This is a genomic window from Cupriavidus malaysiensis, from assembly GCF_001854325.1.
Lineage (GTDB): Bacteria > Pseudomonadota > Gammaproteobacteria > Burkholderiales > Burkholderiaceae > Cupriavidus > Cupriavidus malaysiensis.
Map to the genome: position 1 here is coordinate 2,698,827 of NZ_CP017755.1, position 20,864 is coordinate 2,719,690.

Annotated in this window: 18 protein-coding genes; 12 read left to right on the forward strand and 6 right to left on the reverse strand. The window is 72.3% G+C overall.

The genetic code is table 11. The annotated features are described in order from the left end of the window. Positions 1–26 precede the first annotated feature (26 nt). A complete protein-coding gene (locus BKK80_RS31345) occupies positions 27–749 on the forward strand; it encodes an alpha/beta hydrolase (protein WP_071072664.1) in 723 nt (240 codons plus the stop codon). Here the strand turns inward: BKK80_RS31345 and BKK80_RS31350 are convergent. Next, entirely contained in the window at positions 746–1,522 is a 777-nt protein-coding gene (locus tag BKK80_RS31350) for a helix-turn-helix domain-containing protein (RefSeq protein ID WP_071072665.1), read from the reverse strand. The genes BKK80_RS31345 and BKK80_RS31350 overlap by 4 nt on opposite strands. 148 nt (positions 1,523–1,670) lie before the next feature. Here BKK80_RS31350 and BKK80_RS31355 point away from each other — a divergent pair, with 148 nt between their 5' ends. Continuing rightward, the gene (locus BKK80_RS31355; protein ID WP_071072666.1) at positions 1,671–2,300 is read left to right on the forward strand and encodes a YebB family permuted papain-like enzyme; all 630 of its coding nucleotides are present in this window, start codon (positions 1,671–1,673) and stop codon (positions 2,298–2,300) included. A gap of 75 nt (positions 2,301–2,375) precedes the next feature. Here the strand turns inward: BKK80_RS31355 and BKK80_RS31360 are convergent, their stop codons facing one another. Next, the gene (locus BKK80_RS31360; RefSeq protein ID WP_157903376.1) at positions 2,376–3,812 is read right to left on the reverse strand and encodes an aminotransferase-like domain-containing protein; all 1,437 of its coding nucleotides are present in this window, start codon (positions 3,810–3,812) and stop codon (positions 2,376–2,378) included. Positions 3,813–4,175: 363 nt separating this feature from the next. On the opposite strand from BKK80_RS31360, the gene cyoA reads away from it, so the two are divergent. Genes cyoA through BKK80_RS31385 form a run of 5 tightly spaced genes read left to right on the forward strand, consistent with a single transcriptional unit; the run spans position 4,176 to position 8,541 of the window. Next, a complete protein-coding gene (cyoA, locus tag BKK80_RS31365) occupies positions 4,176–5,042 on the forward strand; it encodes a ubiquinol oxidase subunit II (RefSeq protein WP_418235923.1) in 867 nt (288 codons plus the stop codon). Positions 5,043–5,044: 2 nt separating this feature from the next. Then, positions 5,045–7,021, forward strand: coding sequence for a cytochrome o ubiquinol oxidase subunit I (cyoB, locus tag BKK80_RS31370; protein WP_071018605.1), 1,977 nt, complete (start codon positions 5,045–5,047; stop codon positions 7,019–7,021). 3 nt (positions 7,022–7,024) lie between these two features. Continuing rightward, positions 7,025–7,666: a cytochrome o ubiquinol oxidase subunit III gene (gene cyoC / locus BKK80_RS31375; protein WP_071018604.1), complete on the forward strand. Its 642-nt coding sequence runs from the start codon at positions 7,025–7,027 to the stop codon at positions 7,664–7,666. Beyond that, positions 7,663–8,055 (forward strand): cytochrome o ubiquinol oxidase subunit IV, encoded by a 393-nt coding sequence (gene cyoD / locus BKK80_RS31380; RefSeq protein WP_071072667.1) that lies wholly within the window; start codon positions 7,663–7,665, stop codon positions 8,053–8,055. The genes cyoC and cyoD overlap by 4 nt, the downstream gene beginning before the upstream one ends. 45 nt (positions 8,056–8,100) lie before the next feature. Then, entirely contained in the window at positions 8,101–8,541 is a 441-nt protein-coding gene (locus BKK80_RS31385) for a hypothetical protein (protein ID WP_071018600.1), read from the forward strand. 28 nt (positions 8,542–8,569) lie between these two features. Here the strand turns inward: BKK80_RS31385 and BKK80_RS31390 are convergent, their stop codons facing one another. The 3 genes from BKK80_RS31390 to BKK80_RS31400 form a co-directional block, all read right to left on the reverse strand. Continuing rightward, positions 8,570–10,051: a CoA transferase gene (locus BKK80_RS31390; protein ID WP_084545832.1), complete on the reverse strand. Its 1,482-nt coding sequence runs from the start codon at positions 10,049–10,051 to the stop codon at positions 8,570–8,572. A 100-nt stretch (positions 10,052–10,151) separates the two neighbouring features. Then, positions 10,152–11,378, reverse strand: a complete 1,227-nt coding sequence (locus BKK80_RS31395) for a DJ-1/PfpI family protein (RefSeq protein ID WP_071073468.1) — start codon at positions 11,376–11,378, stop codon at positions 10,152–10,154. 26 nt (positions 11,379–11,404) lie between these two features. Next, positions 11,405–12,178, reverse strand: a complete 774-nt coding sequence (locus BKK80_RS31400) for a DJ-1/PfpI family protein (RefSeq protein ID WP_236903855.1) — start codon at positions 12,176–12,178, stop codon at positions 11,405–11,407. 75 nt (positions 12,179–12,253) lie between these two features. Between BKK80_RS31400 and BKK80_RS31405 the strand changes: the two genes are divergently transcribed. Next, positions 12,254–13,264: a GlxA family transcriptional regulator gene (locus BKK80_RS31405; protein WP_071073471.1), complete on the forward strand. Its 1,011-nt coding sequence runs from the start codon at positions 12,254–12,256 to the stop codon at positions 13,262–13,264. 65 nt (positions 13,265–13,329) lie between these two features. On the opposite strand, the gene BKK80_RS31410 is transcribed toward BKK80_RS31405, so the two are convergent. Beyond that, a complete protein-coding gene (locus BKK80_RS31410; protein WP_071038816.1) occupies positions 13,330–14,361 on the reverse strand; it encodes a tripartite tricarboxylate transporter substrate binding protein in 1,032 nt (343 codons plus the stop codon). Between the two features lie 365 nt (positions 14,362–14,726). Between BKK80_RS31410 and BKK80_RS31415 the strand changes: the two genes are divergently transcribed. The 4 genes from BKK80_RS31415 (at position 14,727) to BKK80_RS31430 (ending at position 20,799) form a co-directional block, all read left to right on the forward strand. After that, entirely contained in the window at positions 14,727–15,269 is a 543-nt protein-coding gene (locus BKK80_RS31415; RefSeq protein ID WP_084085056.1) for a sigma-70 family RNA polymerase sigma factor, read from the forward strand. Between the two features lie 57 nt (positions 15,270–15,326). After that, entirely contained in the window at positions 15,327–16,382 is a 1,056-nt protein-coding gene (locus tag BKK80_RS31420) for a FecR domain-containing protein (protein WP_071072668.1), read from the forward strand. Between the two features lie 116 nt (positions 16,383–16,498). After that, a complete protein-coding gene (locus BKK80_RS31425; protein ID WP_071072669.1) occupies positions 16,499–18,961 on the forward strand; it encodes a TonB-dependent receptor in 2,463 nt (820 codons plus the stop codon). After that, positions 18,961–20,799 (forward strand): enterochelin esterase domain-containing protein, encoded by a 1,839-nt coding sequence (locus tag BKK80_RS31430; protein WP_236903857.1) that lies wholly within the window; start codon positions 18,961–18,963, stop codon positions 20,797–20,799. The genes BKK80_RS31425 and BKK80_RS31430 overlap by 1 nt, the downstream gene beginning before the upstream one ends. The last annotated feature ends 65 nt before the right edge of the window (positions 20,800–20,864 follow it).

Consider the following 20,864-nt stretch of genomic DNA (forward strand, 5'->3'; position numbering starts at 1 on the left):
CGGCGCGGCCTTGCTCACCGGATGCCATGCACGCGCCGCGCCCCTTCACCATCGACACGCCCGACGAAACCCTCGCCGCCGACCGCCTCGACGCCGCCAGCGGCATCCGCTGCCTGCTGCTGCACGGTGCCGGCACCAGCCACCGCGGCCGCTGGCTGGCGGTGCGCCAGGCCCTGGCCGCGCGCGGCATCGGCAGCCTCGCCATCGACTTCTCCGGCCACGGCGAGAGCAGCGCGCGCACGCCGAACTCGCTGGCCAAGCGCCACGCCGAAGCGGCCGCGGCCTTGTCCTGCCTGGATACCGACGGCCCGCGCAGCGTGATCGGCATCAGCATGAGCGGCGAGATCGCCGTGCGCCTGGCCTGCGACCCGCGCCACCGCATCGGGCACCTGGTCACCGTGGTCGGCGCCGCCTACGACGAAGCGGCCTTTGCCACGCCCTTCGGGCCGGCCTTCAGCGCGCAGATCCGGCGCGAGCAGAGCTGGCGCCGCTCGCGCGTGTTCCGCGACATCGCCGCCTTCCGCGGCCGCATGACCCTGGTGCGCGCCGGCCACGACCAGGTCATCCCGCCCGAAATCGCCGCCACGCTGCAGGCCAACGCCGCGCAGGCGCAGGACGCGCGCATCGTCGACCTGCCCGGCGCCGGCCACATGCTGTCGGTGCAGGCCGCGCAGGATGCCGCACTGATGGCGCGGCTGTGCGCGGTGCTGGCCGAGGCGGTGGGAGCGCCAGGTACGGCCGCCGCCTAGCTGCCGGTCAGCCGCCGGACCGTCGCGCAGGCCGCGGGAGCGGGTTGGCGCCACTGCGCGAAGCTGGCCGGCTCCCACTCGCGCACGGCCAGCAGCATGCCGACACCATGCCGCTGCGCGGGAGGGGCAGCGCGCGACTCTTCATGCCACTGGGCCAGCCGGGCGCGCAGGCGGCGCAGCTCCTGCTGCAGTTGCGCCAATGCGAGGTCGGTCAGCATGGCGTGGGCGAATTCCAGCGCCTGCCCCTGTGCGTCGAAACGGCTGTCAAGGAAATCGGCCAAGCCTTCCTGCAGGAAGAAGGCGCGGATCGGCCCATCCGGCAGCCATTGGAAATCGCGCATCACGCGCAGGCGGATGCGATCGCCGGGCAGCAATGCCAGCAGCCCCATCCGCTCCAGCACCAGCAGCCGCTTCAGGCATTCCGCGCGGGTCATGCGGTAGCTTGCGACCACCTCCTCCACCGACCAGTGATTCAATGCGCAGATGGCCACCAGCAGCAGCTTGCGGTCGGCCACCAGTTGCGCCTCCTGCGCGCGGCTGAGGCCGCTCAGCGCCGGCACGGTGTTGGCTGCCTCCTGTGCGAGTTCCGCCAGCGTCATGCCGAGCAGCGCGCTGACCTGCGCCAGGCGGTCCACGGTCATGCGCCCGCTGGCAAAGCAGCGCTTGATGCTCGCTTCCGACAATCCCAGCGCGCGTGCGACGTCGCCATACGTCAGGCCCTGCGCCTTCAGCATGCGTTTGATGACGGCAATCAGCATCGTGGCTTCGTTCATGGTCGCTCCTCTTCCGGCGGGTTCTGCTCAAGAGTAGCGGAATACGCTACCAGAGGCGGCAGTCTTCGCCACGATAGCAGCGAATCGTTTATCTATTCGATACCCATTGGCATGCTGCGGCGGACCCTATCCCTTACGGAGACCGCACATGCCAACCGAAGCCAGCCTGCACCACCTCGCCACCACGCTGCAGATCGGCGACATCGTCTTCATCCGCGTGCGCGCCCTGCCGTTCCGCGCGGTGGCGGCGGCGACCGCCTCGTGGACCAACCACGTCGGCATCGTCGTTGCCACGCACTGCGGCGGCGCACACGCCGAGGCGAGCATCGCGGAAAGTACCTTTCCCTTCAGCCGTACCACGTCTCTCGTACGCTTCGCGGACCGCTCCGAACATGGCCGCGTCGCGGTGGCGAGACCGCGGCAGGCGCTGACGCCGCCGCAGCAGCGGCACCTTCAGGCTGCCGCCGGCAAGCGCCTCGGCATCCGCTACGACACCGGCTTCAACCTGCGCTCGCGCGGGCAGTTCTGCTCCCGCTTCGTGCACGAGGTCCTGGAGGAAGCCGCCGGCATCCACGTCGGTGAGGTCGAGCACTTCGCCGCCCTGCTGGCGCGCCAGCCGGCGGCATCGCTCGGCTTCTGGCGGCTGTGGTACTTCGGCCGCATCCCCTGGCAGCGCGAAACCATCACGCCGGCCAGCCTGCTGCGCAGCGCGGCACTGGAACTGGTGTTCGACGGGCATGTGAGTCCCCGCACGCACGGCGCCAGGGCCAGGCCCTGAGCACCGCCGTGCGGCCGTGCCCGCGCGGCGGTCCTCACGCTGCGCCGGGGTTGCCGCCGGGCCGCGCCGGCGTGACTACACCACGATCTCCTGCGCCCCCTGCGGTCGCCGCGCCAGCAGCGCCGACAGCTTCTTCAGCGCCGCGCCCAGCGCCGCGCGGTCGCGCACGCCGCCGAGCGAGATGCGGATGGCGCTGGCGGCCGCGCCGCCGGCCTGGAAGGCGCCGGCGGGCGTGACCGCCAGGCCCTCGGCGCGGGCCGCGTGGGCCAGGTCGGCCGGCGTCCAGTAGCTCGGCAAGGGATACCAGACGTGGATGCCCGAGGCGCCGCCATCGAGCCCGCCCGGCGCGCCGCCCAGCACCTGCCCGGCCAGGCCGAGGCGCAGGCGCGCTTCCTCGCGCACGCCCTGGTGCAAGGCGTCGGCGCTGCCGTCGTGGATCCACTGCGTGACCAGCGCCGTGGTCAGCGGTGTCGACATCAGCGCGAACGAGCGCAGCGCCGCCAGGAAGCCGTCCTCGCCGACACCGTCGGGCAGCAGCACGAAGGCGGTGCGCAGTCCCGGCGACAGGCACTTGGACAGGGTCGAGATGTAGTAGACGCGCTGCGGCGCGAACTGCGCCAGCGGCGGCGGCGCGGCGGCGGCGGCGAAGCGCCAGTAGGGATCGTCCTCGATGATGCGCAGGTCCAGCCGCGCCGCGGTCTCGGCCAGCGCGCGCCGGCGCGCCGCGGACAGGGTCGCGGTGGTCGGGTTCTGCTGGGTCGGGTTGAGATACAGCAGGCGGGCGCCGTGCGTGCGGCAGGCGCGCTCCAGCGCGTCGGGCAGCATGCCTTCGGCATCGCACTCCACCGCCACCAGGCGCCGGCCGAACTGCTCGGCGGCGGCGCGCACGCCGGGATAGATCAGCGGCTCGGCCAGGATGACGTCGCCGGGCGCGCTGAGCGCGAGCACCAGCGCCGCCAGCGCGGCCTGGGCGCCCGGGCAGACCACCACGCGCCGCGCGTCCACGCTGCCGAACATCGGCGCCAGCCACAGCGCGCCGGCCTGGCGGTCGGCCTGGCCGCCGCCGCCGAGATGGTAGGTCATCAGCAGGTCGGCATCGGCGCGCAGCAGCACCTGCGCCAGTCCGCGCTTGAGCATGTCCTCGAGATCGAGGCCGGCCGGCGGCGGCGGGATGTTCATGCCGAGATCGACCAGGCCCTCCAGTTCCACCTTGGGCGCGGTCACGTAGCTGCCCATGGCGCCGCGCGCCTCCAGCAGGTGGCGCCGCTTGGCCTCGGCGTAGGCGCGCGTGACCGTGGTCAGGTCCACCTGCAGCCAGTCGGCCAGGCGGCGCTGGGCCGGCAGCCGGTCGCCGACGCGCAGGCCGCCGTCGGCGACCGCGCGCTCGATGGCATCGACGATCTGCTGGTAGCGCGGACCGGCGCCGCGCACGAAGCCGCCGATCCAGGCCGGCGGCGGCGCGCCGGGTGCCGCGGCGTCCTGGCTGCCGCCCGTCCCTTCCGTCTCTTGCATGGTTCCGCGCTGCGTCATTTTGTCGCTGATGTATGGATTATGTCTTACTTTAGCATCGCGCCAACCAAACCAAAACACATACATCCAACGTCTTGTATGCGCCCCCTCTTCCGGCCGCCGCGTCCCGCGCGGGTCGGCACGGGCCGTGACGGGCCACGCAGCCGGGTCGGCGGATGGACCGTGTGCTCCGTAACCAAGATGCGTGATATGTGCGATGCAGCAGCAAGAGCCGACGGATCGCGGGCCAGCCCGTCCCGTGCCGGCTTCCAGGCATTCCTTCCCCCAGGCGCCCGGGCGGCCGCCGGCAGGCTGGCCGGCGCCGGCCTGCTGGTGCTGCCGGTGCTGCTGTCCGGCTGCAGCCAGCTGGAACTGATGAACCCCAAGGGCGCCGTCGGCGAGCAGGAGAAAGGGCTGATCCTGGTCGCCCTGTTCCTGATGCTGCTGGTGGTGGTGCCGGTGATCGTGCTGACGCTGTACTTCGGCTGGCGTTACCGCGAAACCAACACCCAGGCGACCTACGCGCCGAAATGGTCACATTCGACCCCGATCGAGATCGTGGTCTGGAGCATCCCCTGCGTGATCGTCGCGGTGCTTGCCGTGCTGATCTGGAAGACCACCCACGAGCTTGATCCATACAAGCCGATTGCCTCCCAGACAAAGCCGGTGCGGGTCGACGTGATCGCCCTGAACTGGAAGTGGCTGTTCATCTACCCCGACTACGGCGTGGCCTCGGTCAACCGGCTGCAGATCCCGGTCGACACCCCGGTCGAATTCCGCCTGACCGCCGAGTCGCTGATGAACTCCTTCTTCATTCCCCAGCTCGGCAGCATGGTGTACGCGATGGCCGGCATGCAGACCCGCCTGCACCTGGTCGCCAACCACACCGGCACCTACCACGGCCTGTCGGCCGCCTACAGCGGCGAAGGCTTCTCCGACATGCGCTTCGACGCCATCGCCAGTTCCCGCGCCGAGTTCGACGCCTGGGTGGCGCAGGCGCGCCGCTCGCCGCTCAAGCTGGACCCAGCCAGCTACCGCGAACTCGAGCAGCCCAGCACCAGACACCCGGTCACCGTCTACGCCAACGCCACCCCCGCCCTGTTCGAAGGTGTGGTCAACCGCTTCATGCGCGGACCGTCGGGTGAGGACATCTGCCGCAACGATGTCCGTGACACCCCCTTCGCGCGCGTGATCGCGCAACGCAACGGGAACCAGGCCGCAGAAGAACAGTAATCATGCTCGGAAAACTCAATCTCGACGCCATCCCCACCCACGAGCCCATCATCATGGGCACGCTGGCGGCCGTGGCCATCCTCGGCGCCGCGATGCTGGCCGCCATCACCCGCTACGGCAAGTGGACCTACCTGTGGAAGGAGTGGATCACCTCGGTCGACCACAAGAAGATCGGCGTGATGTACATCCTGCTGGCGCTGGTGATGCTGCTGCGCGGCTTCGCCGACGCCATCATGATGCGCACCCAGCAGGCCATCGCCGCCGGCGGCGAAGCCGGCTACCTGCCGCCGCACCACTACGACCAGATCTTCACCGCGCACGGCGTGATCATGATCTTCTTCGTGGCGACGCCGCTGATCGTCGGCCTGATGAACGTGATCGTGCCGCTGCAGATCGGCGCGCGCGACGTGGCCTACCCCTTCGTCAACTCGCTGAGCTTCTGGCTGTCGGCGGTGGGCGCGGTGCTGGTCATGCTGTCGATGTTCGTCGGCGACTTCGCCGCCACCGGCTGGGTCGCCTATCCGCCGCTGTCCGGCCTGGGCTACAGCCCGACGGTGGGGGTGGACTACTACATCTGGTCCTTGCAGATATCGGGGCTGGGCACCACGCTGACCGGCATCAACTTCATCGTCACCATCCTGCGCATGCGCGCGCCGGGCATGAACCTGATGAAGATGCCGGTGTTCACCTGGACCGCGCTGATCACCAACATCCTGATCGTCGCCGTGTTTCCGGTGCTGACCGCCACGCTGGCGCTGCTGTCTGCCGACCGCTACCTCGGCATGCACTTCTTCACCAACGAGCTGGGCGGCAACGCCATGATGTACATCAACCTGATCTGGGTGTGGGGCCACCCCGAGGTGTACATCCTGATCCTGCCCGCCTTCGGCGCCTTCTCCGAGATCATCGCCACCTTCTCGCGCAAGCCGCTGTTCGGCTACAAGTCGATGGTCTACGCCACCTCGTCGATCGGCATCCTGTCGTTCTTCGTCTGGCTGCACCACTTCTTCACCATGGGTTCGGGCGCCAACGTCAATGCCTTCTTCGGCATCATGACCTCGATCATCTCGATCCCGACCGGCGTCAAGCTGTTCAACTGGCTGTTCACCATGTACCGCGGCCGCATCCGCTACCACTCGGCCACGCTGTGGACGATCGGCTTCATGGTCACCTTCGCCATCGGCGGCATGACCGGCGTGCTGCTGGCGGTGCCGGGCGCCGACTTCGTGCTGCACAACAGCCTGTTCCTGGTGGCCCACTTCCACAACGTGATCATCGGCGGCGTGCTGTTCGGCTGCCTGGCGGGCATCAGCTTCTGGTTCCCCAAGGTGTTCGGCTTCACGCTGGACGAGTTCTGGGGCAAGGTGGCCTTCTGGTGCTGGCTGGTCGGCTTCTACCTGGCCTTCATGCCGCTCTATGTGCTCGGCTTCAAGGGCATGACCCGGCGCATGAACCACTATGACGTGCCGGGCTGGCAGCCGTGGCTGATCGTCGCGCTGGTCGGCGCGGTCATCATCGCCCTGGGCATCCTCGCCATCGCCGTGCAGTTCTACGTCAGCATCCGCCGCCGCGACGCCAACCGCGACCTGACCGGCGATCCCTGGGACGGCCGCAGCCTGGAATGGTCCACGTCCTCGCCCGCGCCCTTCTACAACTTCGCCCACGTGCCGCAGATCACCTCGCTGGAGCAGCACTGGGACGACAAGGAAGCCGGCCGCGCCTACCAGCAGCCGGCCCGCTACGAGGACATCCACATGCCGCGCAACACCGGCGCGGGCGTGATCATCTCGGGCTTCGGCCTGGTGCTGTGCTTCGCCCTGGTCTGGCATATGTGGGTGGTGGCAGCGATCGGCCTGGTCGGCGTGATCGCCACCTTCATCGCCCGCACCTATGACCGGGATGTCGACTACTACGTGCCGGCGTCGGAAGTCGCCCGCATCGAGAACGCGCGCTTCGCGCAACTGCGCGAGGCCGCCTGAGCCATGACCACCGTACTCGTTCACCAACAACCCGGCCACGCCCACGGCCACCAAGCTCACCAGGCTCACCACGCTCACCACGGGCATGACGACGGCTCCCGCACCACGCTGGGGTTCTGGATCTACCTGATGAGCGACTGCCTGATCTTCGCCTGCCTGTTCGCCACCTTCGCGGTGCTGGCCAACAGCACCGCCGGCGGCCCGACCGGGCGCAACCTGTTCGAGCTGCCCTTCGTGCTCGGCGAGACCATGCTGCTGCTCGCCAGCAGTTTCACCTTCGGCATGGCCATGCTGGGCATGCAGGGCGCCCGCCCCGGCCGCGTCAACGCCTGGCTGGGCCTTACCTTCGTGCTCGGCGCGGCCTTCATCGCCATGGAGGTCTACGAGTTCGCCGAGCTGATCCACCAGGGCGCCGGCCCGCAGACCAGCGCCTTCCTGTCGGCCTACTTCGGCCTGGTCGGCACCCACGGCCTGCACGTCAGCGTCGGCCTGCTGTGGCTGCTGGTGATGATGCACCACGTGCGCCGCTTCGGCCTGGACGCGCCGACGCGCCGCCGCCTGGCCTGCCTCAGCCTGTTCTGGCACTTCCTGGACCTGATCTGGATCTGCGTGTTCACCTTCGTCTACCTGCGCGAGTTCGTATGAAGCCCACCTCCCTGCATGCCCACCACGGCGCCCACCATGACGGCCATGCCGGCGGCGACCATGGCAGCCTGAAAAGTTATGTGATCGGACTGGCGCTGTCGCTGCTGCTGACGCTGGCCTCGTTCGGCGCGGTGATGACCGGCCTGGTGCCGCGCGGCATGGCGCTGCCCGCCATCGTGCTGCTGTGCGTGGCGCAGCTGGTGGTGCAACTGGTGTACTTCCTGCACATCGGCACGGCGCCCTCGCAGCGCGAGAACGCCGGCATCTTCCTCTGCTCGGCCGGGCTGATCGCCATCATCGTGGCCGGCTCGCTGTGGGTGATGCACAACGCCAACACCAATATGATGCCGACCACCATGTCGGTGGAAAGCGCCAAGGCACGAGAGTAGTCCGCCATGCGGGCGGCATCGGCCGCCCCGGCAGAAGGGGGCCCCATGAACCAGGACGAAGGCGAACACACCATGGCCGGCGGCGCGGACGGCGCCCGCCTCGGCATCGAGAGCGTCGACCGCAACGGCCAGCAGTGGTACCGGCTCACGCTGGACGGCAGCGGCGCCGCGGCGGGCACGCCGGCCGGTGTCGCGGTCGGCCCGGCCTTCCGCGCCGAAGAGCTCGGCGACGCCATCGCCGCCGTGCTGTCCGCCTACCTGGCCATGCGCGACCGCCGCGCGCCGGGCCACGAGCGCCTGGCCGACACCCTGCGCCGGGTCGGGCCCGAACCCTTCCGCGCCGCCGCCGCAGCGGCCGCCACCGCCGCCGCCGCCGCGGCCGATGCGGTGCGCGCGCGCCGGGCCCCTTCCCGTCCGGCCGAGGCCGCCGCGGCCGCCGGCGTGCCGGCGCAAGCCATGAGCGCGCTGCCGGCCTGCTGCGCCTAGCCGCCGGGGCCGGCGGCCACGCCCGGCTTCAGCGCGCCACCCACTCGGGCGCCGACGACCCCAGCGTTCCCGCCGGCAACTCCCAGCGCATCGGCGTGCCGGCCACCGTCACCGGCATGCGCAGGCGCTGTGCCGGCCCCCAGCTGGTGTGCTCGATGGCCGCATCGAGATCGTCCACGCCTTCCGCCGCCAGCGTGCCGGGGCGTCCCGGCAACGGCGCGCCCGGCGCCGCCGGATGGGCCAGCAGCAGGCCGGCCGTGCGCGCCAGCGAAGCGCGCGCGCTGCCGCCCTCCCCCGTCGCCAGCCGCCGCGTCAGGCCACGCAGCGCCGCCGCCGCCAGCAGATAGCCGGTGGCATGGTCCAGGGCCTGCCCGGGCAAGGGCACCGGGCGCGCGCTGCCGGTCACGCGCATGCCCGCCTCTGCGATCCCGCTGCTCATCTGCACCAGGCTGTCGAAGCCGCGCCGGCCCTGCCAGGGGCCGCTCCAGCCATAGGCATCGAGCGAAACGTCGACCAGCGCCGGATTGAGCTCGCGCCGGCGCGCCGCATCCAGTCCGAGGCGCGCCAGCGCATCCGGGCGATAGCCATGCACCAGCACATCGGCCCCGCGCAGCAACTGCTCCAGGCACGCGCGATCGCCGGCCTGCTTGAGGTCCAGGCGCGCGCGGCGCTTGCCCACCACCACTTCCGGCACCGTGCCCGGTTCCTCCCAGCCCGGCGGATCGATGCGCAGCACCTCGGCGCCGAAACCGGCCAGCCAGCGCGTGGCCACCGGACCGGCCAGGATGCGGGTCAGGTCCAGCACGCGGATGCCGCGCAGCGGACGCTCGGGCGCCAGCGCCCAGCCCGGCCGGGCCACCGCGCCGGCGGCCTCGCGGTGCAGCAGCGGCTCGGCCGCCACCGCCCTGCCCTGCGGGTGCGCCGTCCAGGCGGCGGCCGAACGCATCGCCGCCGCGCAACCGCCGCGCCCGACCACCGCCGCCTCCAGCTCGTCGACACGCCAGCGCGCCACCGCGCGCGCCACCGCCTCGCGCTCGACCGGCGCCTCCAGCACCGCCAGCGCGGCGTCGCGGTGATGCGGCGCGTTGGTGTGCAGGCGGATCCAGCCATCGGCGGCCTGGTAGTCGCCGGCCACCGGGTCCCACTGCGGCGGCAGCGCCCAGCCCTGCGACCGCAGCGAGGTCAGGAACCAGAAGGAAGCCAGGCGCCGGTCGACAGCCACGTCGGGCCAGCGGCCCGAGGTCGAAGCGACCAGCTCGGCCAACGCCAGGCTGGCCGCGCCGACAGCGCCGGCGGCGAAATCGGTGAAGGCGAAGGCCGAAGGCGCGGCACCGGTGCCGGTGAACCGCAGCCTGGCCAGGTCGGCTTCGCTGCCGCCCGTGGCCAGCCAGAAGTCGCGCAGTACGCGCTCGGCGACGGACGCGCCGGTGGCGGCAGGCGTGGCGGTGGTGGTGGAAGGAGAGGAGGAAGGAGAGGAGCCGGCAAGGCTCGCGGAGGCTTCGTCGCGCATGATCGACCTCGGGTGTGGGAGAGACTGGATGGTTCGGACGGCTTGCGTTCGATGCGAAGCTTAGTCCCGCCAGCCGGCCAGTCAATCTTGATCCTTGCGATCAATGTATCGGCCGCCGCGCCTCCGGATACTCGAGCTGGAGCGCGACGAAGCCCGCCGTGGCATCGTCGTAGCGGGCGGCGATGCCGCGCAGCGCCGCAGCGAGCGCGGGCACGGCGGGCAGCCCCGCGCCGGCATCGGGCAGCGGCGCCGGCAGTGCGGCGCCGTGGCGCTCGGGCAGGAACACCAGTCCGCTGCGCAGGCGCACGCCGGCCGGCGATGGCGCGGTCGCCACGACCTGCGTGCGGTAGGTGCGCGCATAGGCATCGGCCACCAGGGCGAGCGCAACATCGTCGGCGCCCGGGCGCAGGGCCGCGCCCAATGTCTCATGCCGCCAGAACGCCAGCCAGTTGCGTGCCGCCGTGTACAGGTCCCGCACGCCGAGCTGGAACGGCGCGGCGTCATAGGCATCATCCCAGCCGCCGGCACCGAGACGGCGTGCCACCTCGATGGCGCGCGCGCGGCCGCCGATGGCTTCGACCAGTGCCAGCGAGACCGGCACCGAGGCGCTGACGCCGGTGGTGGTGACGACCGGGCCGTCGACCACATAGCGCCGGTCCTGCACCCACCGCGTGCGGGGAAACTGCCGCGCCAGCGCGCTGCGCGAATACCAGTGGCCGGTGGCGCGGCGGCCGTCCAGCACGCCGGCGCGGGCCAGCACCCAGGCGCCGTCGCAGATGCCGATCACGGTCGCGCCCTTGGCGCGCTGCTGCCGCACCCAGTCCAGCAGCGCGGGATCGTCGTCCTCGTGCACGGCCGGCACGACCACGTAGTCGGCGCCCTCCGGGAAGCGCGCGTCGAATGCCGCCAGCGACGCATCGGGCACCACCGAGAACGCCGGGAAGAGCCGCACCGGTCCCGGCCCGGTGCCCAGCGCGAGGACCTCGGCCACGTCGGCCAGCTTGAGCACACCGTAGGGCACGACGTAGTCGGTCAGTTCGGTGAAGGTATTGTGGCCGACCACGGCGACGACCGGCCGTTCCCGTCCCGGACGCGCCGGCGCGGGGGCGATGCGTGCGCTGGCCGGGCCGGGCGCGGCGGCTGGCGCTTGGACGGGCGCTTGGACGGGCGCTTGGACGGGCGCTTGGACGGGCGCCATGTCCCGGGCGGACGCCGCGTCCTGCGCCGCGCCGCCAGCGGCGCAGGCCAGCAGCGCGGCGCCGCAGGCCAGTCCTCGCAGCCGCCGCCGCGCGATCCTGACGCAGGCGCTCGCGACAAGCGCGCTCATGACAAACCCGGTCATGGCGAGCGTGCTCACGACAAACGCGCCACGGCCGCGTCGAGCGCCGCCACCGCGCGCGCGATGGTGGCGGCATCGGCCTGCTCCGGCCGGCCGCAGTCGAACGGCGGCGCCGGCGCGTACTCGAGCATCAGGGTGATCGCTCGGGCCTGGTCGCGCCCATGCGTCAGCGCAGCGAGTTCCAGCGCGAAGTCGATGCCGGCCGTCACGCCGCCGCCGCTCACGCGGTTGCGGTCGCGCACGATGCGCGCCGCGTCGGGGACGGCGCCGAAGCGCGCCAGGTGCTCGCGGTAGTTCCAGTGGCAGGCGGCGCGATAGCCTTGCAGCAAACCCGCCGCGCCGAGCAGCAGCGAGCCGGAGCAGACGCTGGTGACCCAGGCGGCCCGCTCGCCCTGGCGGCGCAGCCAGGCCAGCGTCGGCGCGTCGCGCATGGCCGCCAGGGTGCCGGGGCCACCGGGCACGCACAGGATGTCGAGCGGCGGGCAGGTGTCGAAGTCGGTGGTGGGCGTCAGCGCGATGCCACCGTCGCAGGGCACGCTGGCGCGCGCCTTGGCGACCAGGTGGAGGGTGGCGCCGGGCAGGTGGGAGAAGACCTGCGCGGGACCGGTCAGGTCGAGTTGCGTCAGGTGGGGGTAGAGAAGGAAGCCGATCGACAGCGGTGCGTGCATGGCGGGTCCCGGAAGGCTGCGCGGTGGCGCGGGGTAGTGGAAGGTACGGAAGGCGGCGCGGCTTCGATGCAGCGCCGCCAGGGCGAGTATCTTGACGCGCGGGTCTGGCGGCAATGACAATGATTTGTCGATTCCTGCCAACCAGCGGCGTAGCGCAATGCAATGCACAGCAGCGCGCCGGCCGCCCGCTCCCGCATGCCACCGAAATCGCCGAAGCCAGCCACCAAGCCCGCCACCGCGCCAACGCCCCTGCGCCAGGTGGCGCTGGTCGCCTTCCCCGAGTTCCAGATGCTGGACATCGCCGGCCCGGCCGACGTGTTCGCCATGGCCAACGCCTTCCACGTGGAACCGGCCTATCGTGTCACGGTGGTCTCGGCCGCCGGCGGGCCGCTGGTGGCCTCCAACGGCATCGCGCTGCATACCGAGCCGGTCGCGTCCCTGCCGGCGCGCCGCGTCGACACCTGCCTGGTCGCCGGCGGCGAGCGCGACGGCCTGGTGGCGAGCGTGGCCGACCACGCGCTGGCCGACTGGGTGCGCCAGGCCAGCCGGCACGCGCGCCGCTACGGCTCGGTCTGCACCGGGGCCTTTGCGCTGGCGCACTGGGGCCTGCTCGACGCCCACCGCGCCACCACGCACTGGGCCTCGGCCCACCTGCTGCAGCGTTACTACGGCGGCGTCGACGTGCAGGCCGAGGCGCTCTACGTGCAGGACGGCAAGGTGTGGACCTCGGGAGGGGTGACCTCGGGCATCGATATGTGCCTGTCGATGGTCGAGCAGGACCTGGGGCGCTGGGTGGCCGCACGCGTGGCCAAGCAACTGATCCTGGCGGTGCGCCGCATGGGCAACCAGTCGCAGTATTCGCTCACGCTGGAAGCGCAGTCGGGACAGTACGCGGAGCTGGTGGACTGGCTGCGCGCCCGCCTGGACCAGCCCATCGACGTGGAGGCGATGGCGGAGCGGGCCGGCGAGGCGCCGCGCAGCTTCCACCGCCGCTTCCTCAAGGCCACCGGCATGACGCCGCACGCCTTCCTCGAAACGCTGCGCCTGCAGGCCGCGCGCGCCCGGCTGGAAGCGGGCGAGTCGGTCAAGGCCGCGGCGCGGGCCGCGGGCTTCGGCTCGGAAGCCCACCTGGCCAAGGCCTTCCGGCGCCGCTTCGCGTTGACGCCATCGCAGTACCGGGCGCAGTTCGGCGCCCGGGCCGGCTAGCCGGCTGGCCGGCCAGCCGGCCGAGAGATCGGGGAGCCGGGGCGCCGCGCGCCCGGCGGCGGCGCTCAGTCGAGCGAGATGTGGCCCGCCTTGATGATCTCCGCATAGCGTGCGCCATCGCGCTCGATCAGCTTCTGGAACTCCGCCGGCGTGCTGCCCACCGCCACATAGCCCAGGTCTTCCAGGCGCTTCTGCACCTCGGGCTGGCGCACCACCTCGGCGATGGTGCGCGACATGCGGTCGACCACCGCCTGCGGCGTGCCCGCCGGCGCCAGCAGGCCGGTCCAGGAGCTCATCACGAAGCCCGGGAAGCCGGCCTCTTCCATGGTCGGCACGTCGGGCGCCGCCGCCAGGCGCTTGGCCGAGGCCACCGCCAGCACGTTGATCTTGCCGGCGCGAGCCTGCGGCATCGGCACCAGCAGCGGATCGAACACCATCGACACCTGGCCCGACATCAGGTCGGTCAGGATCGGCGCGCTGCCGTTGTAGGGAATGTGGGTCATCTCCAGCTTGCTGACCATGGCGAAGCGGGTGCCCACCAGGTGCGCGCTGGAGCCGGTGCCGCTGGAGGCGAAATTCAGCTTGCCGGGATTGCGCCTGCCGTACTCGACCAGCTCGGCCACGCTGCGCGCGGGAATCTGCTTGGCACTGAACAGGAACAGCGGCAGGTCGGCCATGTGGCTGACGGGCTTCAGGTCGGCGGGCTTGTAGGGCAGCGACTTGTACAGGCTGGGATTGGCCGAGTACGCCGCCAGCACCGCCAGGAAGGTGTAGCCGTCGCCCTTGGCGCGGGCGGCCACCGTGGTGCCCACGGTGCTGTTGGCGCCGGGCCGGTTCTCGACGATGATGGTCTGCTTGAGACGCTCGCCGACCTTCTCGAAAACCACGCGCGCGACCGTATCGGTCGAGCCGCCGGGGGTGTAGGGCACGATCACGCGGATGGGCTTGCTGGGCCAGGCGTCCTCGGCCGCGCCGGCGGCGGGCGCGGCGGCGCCCAGGCCCAGCAGGGCGGCGCACACGCCGGCAAGGCGGGTCAGGTGGGTGAGGCGGGTGCTGGCGGCCGGCAGGCGGCCGGCAAACGGTTGGGGTACTGCCATGGTGCTCCTCTTGTCGTTCTGATGTCGCTCTGGTTAGCCGCGTGCCGGGGCCACGCCGGTGCGGTCTCCGCGCACGCTGCCTAACCATGCCATGCCTTGACGGAAAGTAGGGACATTGGGACAAGAACGGCTGGTTTTTTTGTGCGGTCACCGGCAGGCGGCATGCCTTCCGTCAGCCCCAAATAATTGCGAATCATTCTCATTCGTAATATAATCGCGACTTCCGCGATACCTGCGCAACACGCAACACGCAACACGCAACACAAGGCACGGCGCAACGCACGGCACGACACAGCCGACCCTGCCCGCCCGGCGTTGCGCAGCCACGGGGCCGCGGCGCCATCGCTTTCCACCTCCTCGCTCGCATGCAAGCCACCGGCACCCCCGGCACCCCAGGCACCGCCAGCGGTGCCGCCGAGCCTTCCCTTCACCAGGAGATCCGCGCGCTGTACCGCGACCACCACGGCTGGCTCAAGCACTGGCTGCGACAGCGCCTGGGCAGCGCCGGCGATGCCGCCGACCTCGCGCACGACACCTTCCTGCGCCTGCTCGCGCGCGACGCGGCCATCGTGGCGCGCGAGCCGCGCGCGCTGCTGGCCACGGTGGCACGCGGCCTGGTGGCCAATTTCTACCGGCGCCGCCAGATCGAGATGGCCTACCTCGAAGCCCTGGCAGCGCAGCCCGAAGCCACCGCGCCCGATCCCGAGGCGCGCGCGCTGGCGCTGGAAGCGCTGGTCGAGATCGACCGCCGCCTCGACGGCCTGGCGCCCGCGGTGCGGCGCGCCTTCCTGCTGTCCCAGCTCGACGGCCTGGGGCAGGCGGAGATCGCCGCGCAACTGGGGGTCTCGCTGGCCACCGTGCAGCGCTACCTGGTCAAGGCGCTGCACCAGTGCTGCTTCGCGCCCTGAGCCTGCGTCCGCCCGATCGCACCCGCTTCCACCAGATCCTCGCCAGCCCCCGCCGCCATGTCCGCCGACACCGCCCCGAAATCCGCCGCATCCTGGCCCGCCGCCCCCGAGCCCCCGATCGATGAGGCCGTCACCCTGCGCGCCACCGAATGGATGGTGCAGCTCATGGCGGCCGCCGGCGACGCGCGAAGCGAGGCGGAATGCGAGGCGCAATGCCGGTGCTGGCGTGCCGCCCATGCCGACCACGAACGCGCCTGGCAGCACCTGTGCGCGGTCGGCGCGGCGCTGCGCGGCCTGCCGGCGCCGGTGGCCCATGCGGTGCTGGCGCGCCCGGCACGGCGCACCGGCGCTCCGGGCGGTCCGGGTGCTACGGGCGGCCGGCGCGGTGCACTGGCCTTGCTGCTGGCCGGCGGCGCCGTCGCCATCGGCTGGCAGTTCGAGCGCGCCGGCGGCTGGCCGGGCTTGCGCGCCGACTACCGCGCGGGCGTCGGCCAGCGCCGCCGCATCGCACTGGTGGACGGCACCGTGGTCGACCTGAATACCGACAGCGCGATCGCGCTGCGCTACGGCCCGGCCGAGCGCGTGGTGGTACTGCTGGCCGGCGAGATCGCCATCGCCACCGCGCCCGACCCGGACCGTGCCGGCGCCGCCCGCCCCTTCCTGGTGGAGACCGGGCACGGCCGCCTGCGCGCGCTCGGCACGCGCTTCACCGTGCGCCTGCTGCCAGGACACAGCGAGGTCGGCGTGCAGCAGGGCGCGGTCGAGATCCAGCCCGCCGGCGGCGGCCCCACGCGGACCCTGCAGGCCGGCGAGCGCACCACCTTCACGCGCGCCGGAGCCGCCCCGCCGACCCCTGCCAGCCCAACCGACACGGCCTGGACGACTGGCATGCTGGCGGTGCACGACATGCGCCTGGAGCGCTTCCTGGCCGAGCTGTCGCGCTACCGCCACGGCCGCCTGGGCTGCCGCGCGGACGTCGCCGACCTGCGCCTATCGGGCATCTTCCCGCTGGCCGATACCGAGGCCGTGCTCGAGACCCTGCCGCACCTGCTGCCGGTGACGGTGCATCGCTTCACGCGCTACTGGGTCGACGTGCGCCGGCGCCCGGACTGACGCGCCCGCGGGCGCCACAACAAAAAATAATCTGCAGGACCTGAGGTCTTTTTCCGTTTCGCGTGGCCTGGCAGGAGAAGGCCGCATCGCGGCCGCTCGCGAAAGGAAACCCTCCGATGTACAAGACCTCCTCCCGTCCGCCCCGTTCTGGCCTGCATGCCGCCGCCCTGCGCGCGCTGGCCCTGGCCGGCGCCGGCGCGGCCGCCATGGCGCTGCCGCCGCCGGCTGCGGCCCAAACCACCGCCGCCACCGCCACCGCCGCCGCCACAGACGCCACCGCCACCCGCCGCGGCTATGCCATCCCGGCCGGCCCGCTGCAGGACGCGCTGACCCGCTTCGGCATCGAGGCCGGCGTGCTCGTCTCCTACGAGGCGGCCGAGGTCGGCGGCCGCCGCAGCGCCGGGCTGCAAGGCAGCTACGGCGCCGCCGACGGCCTGGCCACGCTGCTGCGCGGCACCGGGCTCGCGGCCCAGGCCGTCCCCAACGGCTTCCTCGTCCGCTCCGTTCCGCCCGCCGCCGCCGACGGCGCGACGCTGCCGACGGTCACGGTCAGCGCCACCCGCCACGATGCCGAAGCCCTGCCCCTGCCCTACGCCGGCGGCCAGGTCGCGCGCGGCGCGCGCCTCGGCATGCTGGGCAACACCGACCTGATGGACGCGCCCTTCAGCGGTGCCGCCTACACGGCGGCCACCATCGAGGACCAGCAGGCCAGGACCGTGGCCGACGTGCTGGCCAACGATCCGACCGTGCGCTTCACCACCACGGCCGGGCATATCTACGAGAACTACACGGTGCGCGGTTTCGACATCACCTCCAGCGAGCTGGCGCTCAACGGCATGTACGGCCTGGCGCCCTCCGGCCACGCACCGACCGAGTTCATCGAGCGTGTCGAACTGCTGCGCGGCCCCACCGCCCTGCTGACCGGCATGGCGCCCGGTGGCGCCGTCGGCGGCGTCATCAACCTGGTGCCCAAGCGCGCCGGGGCCGACCCGCTGACGCGCCTGTCCACGACCTACCGGTCCTCGGCCAACTTCGGCGGCAGCCTCGACGTGAGCCGGCGCTTCGGCCCCGACAAGGCCTTCGGCATGCGCTTCAACGGTGCCGCCGACGATGGCCGCACCGGCATCGACGGCCAGTCCAAGCAGCGGCTGCTCGGCGCCCTCGCGCTCGACTACGCCGGCGAGCGCCTGCGCCTGTCGCTGGACGCTTATGCCAACCGCGAGCGGGTCAGCAACGGCAGCGCGTGGATGGCCTCCTTCACCGGCCCGGTGATCCCCGCCGCGCCCAAGGCCGGCACCAACATCCTGCGCGGCACGCACGGCGAGATCGACAACATGGCCGTGGTCGGCCGCGGCGAGTTCGACCTCAGCGACGACTGGACCGTCTACGGCGGCGTCGGCACGCTCAGCCACCGCTACGCGGGCTTCCTCAACGGCACGCGCGCCAACGGCGTCAAGCCCTCGGGCGACTACACCGGCTACACCTACAACCAGCGCGGCTTCACCGACACGCTTTCGGCCGAGGCCGGCGTGCGCGGCACCGCGCGCACCGGCCCGGTCGAGCACCGCCTGGTGCTCGGCTTCAGTTTCCTGAACCAGCGCACCGGCACCCTCAACAAGAGCTCGGGCGCCTATCTCTCCAACATCTACCAGCCGATCGCTCCGCCGCTGGCGGCCGACCCCGGCAGCGCGCCGAAGACCTCGGACAGCACGCTGACCAGCTTCGCGCTGGCCGACACGCTGGCCTTCGCCCGGGACACGGTGCAGCTCACGCTCGGCCTGCGCCAGCAGCGCGTGCAGGCCGACACCTTCGCCGCCGCCACCGGCGCGCGTACCGCCAGCTACGACGAAAGCGCGGTGACGCCCGCGCTCGGGCTGGTGCTCAAGCCATGGGGGCCGGGCCTGTCGCTGTTCGCCAACTACATCGAAGGGCTGAGCCAGGGCGACACCGTCACCGACACCGCCGCGCGCAACTTCGGCCAGATGTTCGCGCCCTACAAGACCCGGCAGATGGAGGCCGGCGTCAAGTGGGACAGCGGCCGGCTGACGCAGACCCTGAGCGTGTACCAGATCACGCGGCCCAGCCTGGTCCAGGACCTGGCGACCCGCACCTACCACCCGGACGGCGAGCGCCGCCACCGCGGCATCGAATGGAATGTGTTCGGCGAAGCGGCGCGCGGCGTGCGCGTGCTCGGCGGCGTGGCCTACACGCGCGCCGTGCTGACCCGCACCGCCAACGGTGCCTACGACGGCAATACCGCCTTTGGCACGCCGCAATGGGCCGCCAACCTCGGCACCGAATGGGACCTGCCCTGGCTGCCCGGGCTGACGCTCTCGGGCCGCGCCACCTACACCGGCACGCAGTACGTCAATACCGCCAACACGCAGAAGATCCCCGCCTGGTGGCGCTTCGACGCCGGCGCGCGCTACATCACGCGCATCGCCGGCAAGCGCGTCGGCTTCTACGCCAACGTCGACAACCTGTTCAACGAGAGCTACTGGGCCGGTTCCTTCAACGATGGCTACGTGACCATGAACGCACCGCGCACGGTCCGGCTGACGACCACGGTGGACTTCTGATGCGGCGGCTCTCCCGTCTGCGCGCCCATGCCGCCCATGCCGCCCATGCCGTCAGCGCCGCCATGCTGCTGGCTGCGGGCCTGCCGCCCGCCACCGCATCCACCGCCGCGACTGCTGCGACTGCCGACACCCCGGACGCCGCGCCCGCCCAGGCGAGTGCCGCCACGCCGCGCGCGCTGCCCGGCCAGCCGCTGCGCCTCGCCACCGCTCAGCAGGCACCGGCCACCGCCACGCTCGCCCTGCAGGCCGGCGACTTCGTCGAGGGCACGCTGGACGGCCCCGCCGCCACGCTCGACCTGCTGGACGCGCAGGGCCGCCACCTGCGCCGCCTGGTCGCCGCGGATGGCCTCTCGCGCGGCTTCCTGTTCGTGGCGCCGAACGATGCCGACTACCTGCTGCGCGTGCAGCCCGCCGATCGCTCAGCCGCCGCCGCGCCCCATGTGCTGACCATCGCGCCGCCGGTGCCGCGCGCCCGGCAACGCGCGCCCGGCACGCCATTGGAGAGCCCGCGCCTGCGCCGGCTGGCCCGGGATCTCGCCGAGGGCGGCGGCAGCGAAGCGTTCTGGCACGAAATGGCGGCACGCGGCACGCCGCTGGTCGAGGCCCTGGCAGATACCGCAAGCCCCGCGCAGACGTCCACCGGCGGCCCCGCCGAGGTCCTGGTGACCTTCCTGTGGCGCGGCGCCGCCCACGGCGTGCGGCTGCTGGGCAGCCCGGCCGGCGACCACGACCCGCTGGCCCGCCTGGGCGACAGCGATGTCTGGTACCGCAGCTACCGCGTCCCCGCCGGCACGCGCCTGAGCTACCAGCTCGCGCCGGACGTGCCGGAGCTGGACGCCCCCGCCGCGCAGCGCCGCCGCGCCATCCTCGCCACGGCCCGGCGCGACCCGCTCAATCCGCAAGCGTTTCCCGCGTTGCCCCCCGATGCCCCAGATGCCTATGCGCAGAAGTCGGTGCTGGAACTCCCGGGTGCCCCGCCCCAGCCGTGGCTCGCGCGGCGGCCGGGCGTGCCGGCCGGCACCGTGCAGCGCCACCGCCTGGCGAGCCGCCTGCTCGGCGACACGCGCGAGGTCTACGTCTACCGGCCCGCCCCGGGCGCGGCGGCCGGCCAGCGGCAGGCGCCGCGCGGAGCCCGGGCGGCAGCGCTGCTGGTGCTGTTCGACGCCCACGCCTACCTGTCCACGGTACCCACGCCAGTCATCCTCGACAACCTGGTCCACGACGGACTGCTGCCGCCCATGCCAGCGCTGATCCTGGCCAACCCGAGCGCGCAGGCTCGCGCCACCGACCTGCCGCCCAGGCCCGCCTTCGCGGATTTCCTCGCCGAGGAACTGCTGCCCTGGGCCGCCGCGCAAGGCGTGGCGGCGCCGGCCGCGCGCACCATCGTCGCCGGCTCCAGCTATGGCGGGCTGGCGGCAGCCTACGCGGCACTGCGCCACCCGCAGCGCTTCGGCCTGGTGCTGAGCCAGTCGGGCTCCTTCTGGTGGGCCCCGGGAGCGGCCCCCGGCACGGGCCCGGCGGCAGGCGACGCGGCCCCCGAATGGCTGACGCGCCGCTACGCCGCCAGCCCGCGCCTGCCGCTGCGCTTCTACCTGGAGGCGGGCCGCTTCGAGGACGGGCGCGGCCCGACCGGCATCCTCACCACCACGCGCCACCTGCGCGACGTGCTGCGCGCACGCGGCTACCCGGTGCGCCATGCCGAGTTCGCCAGCGGACACGACTACCTGCAGTGGCGCGGCACCCTGGCCTGCGGGCTGATGGCGCTGGCCGGCACCGCCAAGGCGCAGCGCGAACTGGCGGGCGACGGCGAGGTGGCGCGGGCCTGTCCGATGTCGTGACACGGCCGGCCGGCGCGCGGCCACGCCGCACCGCTTCCTTGCCAGGCACTCCTTGAGTGCCTGTT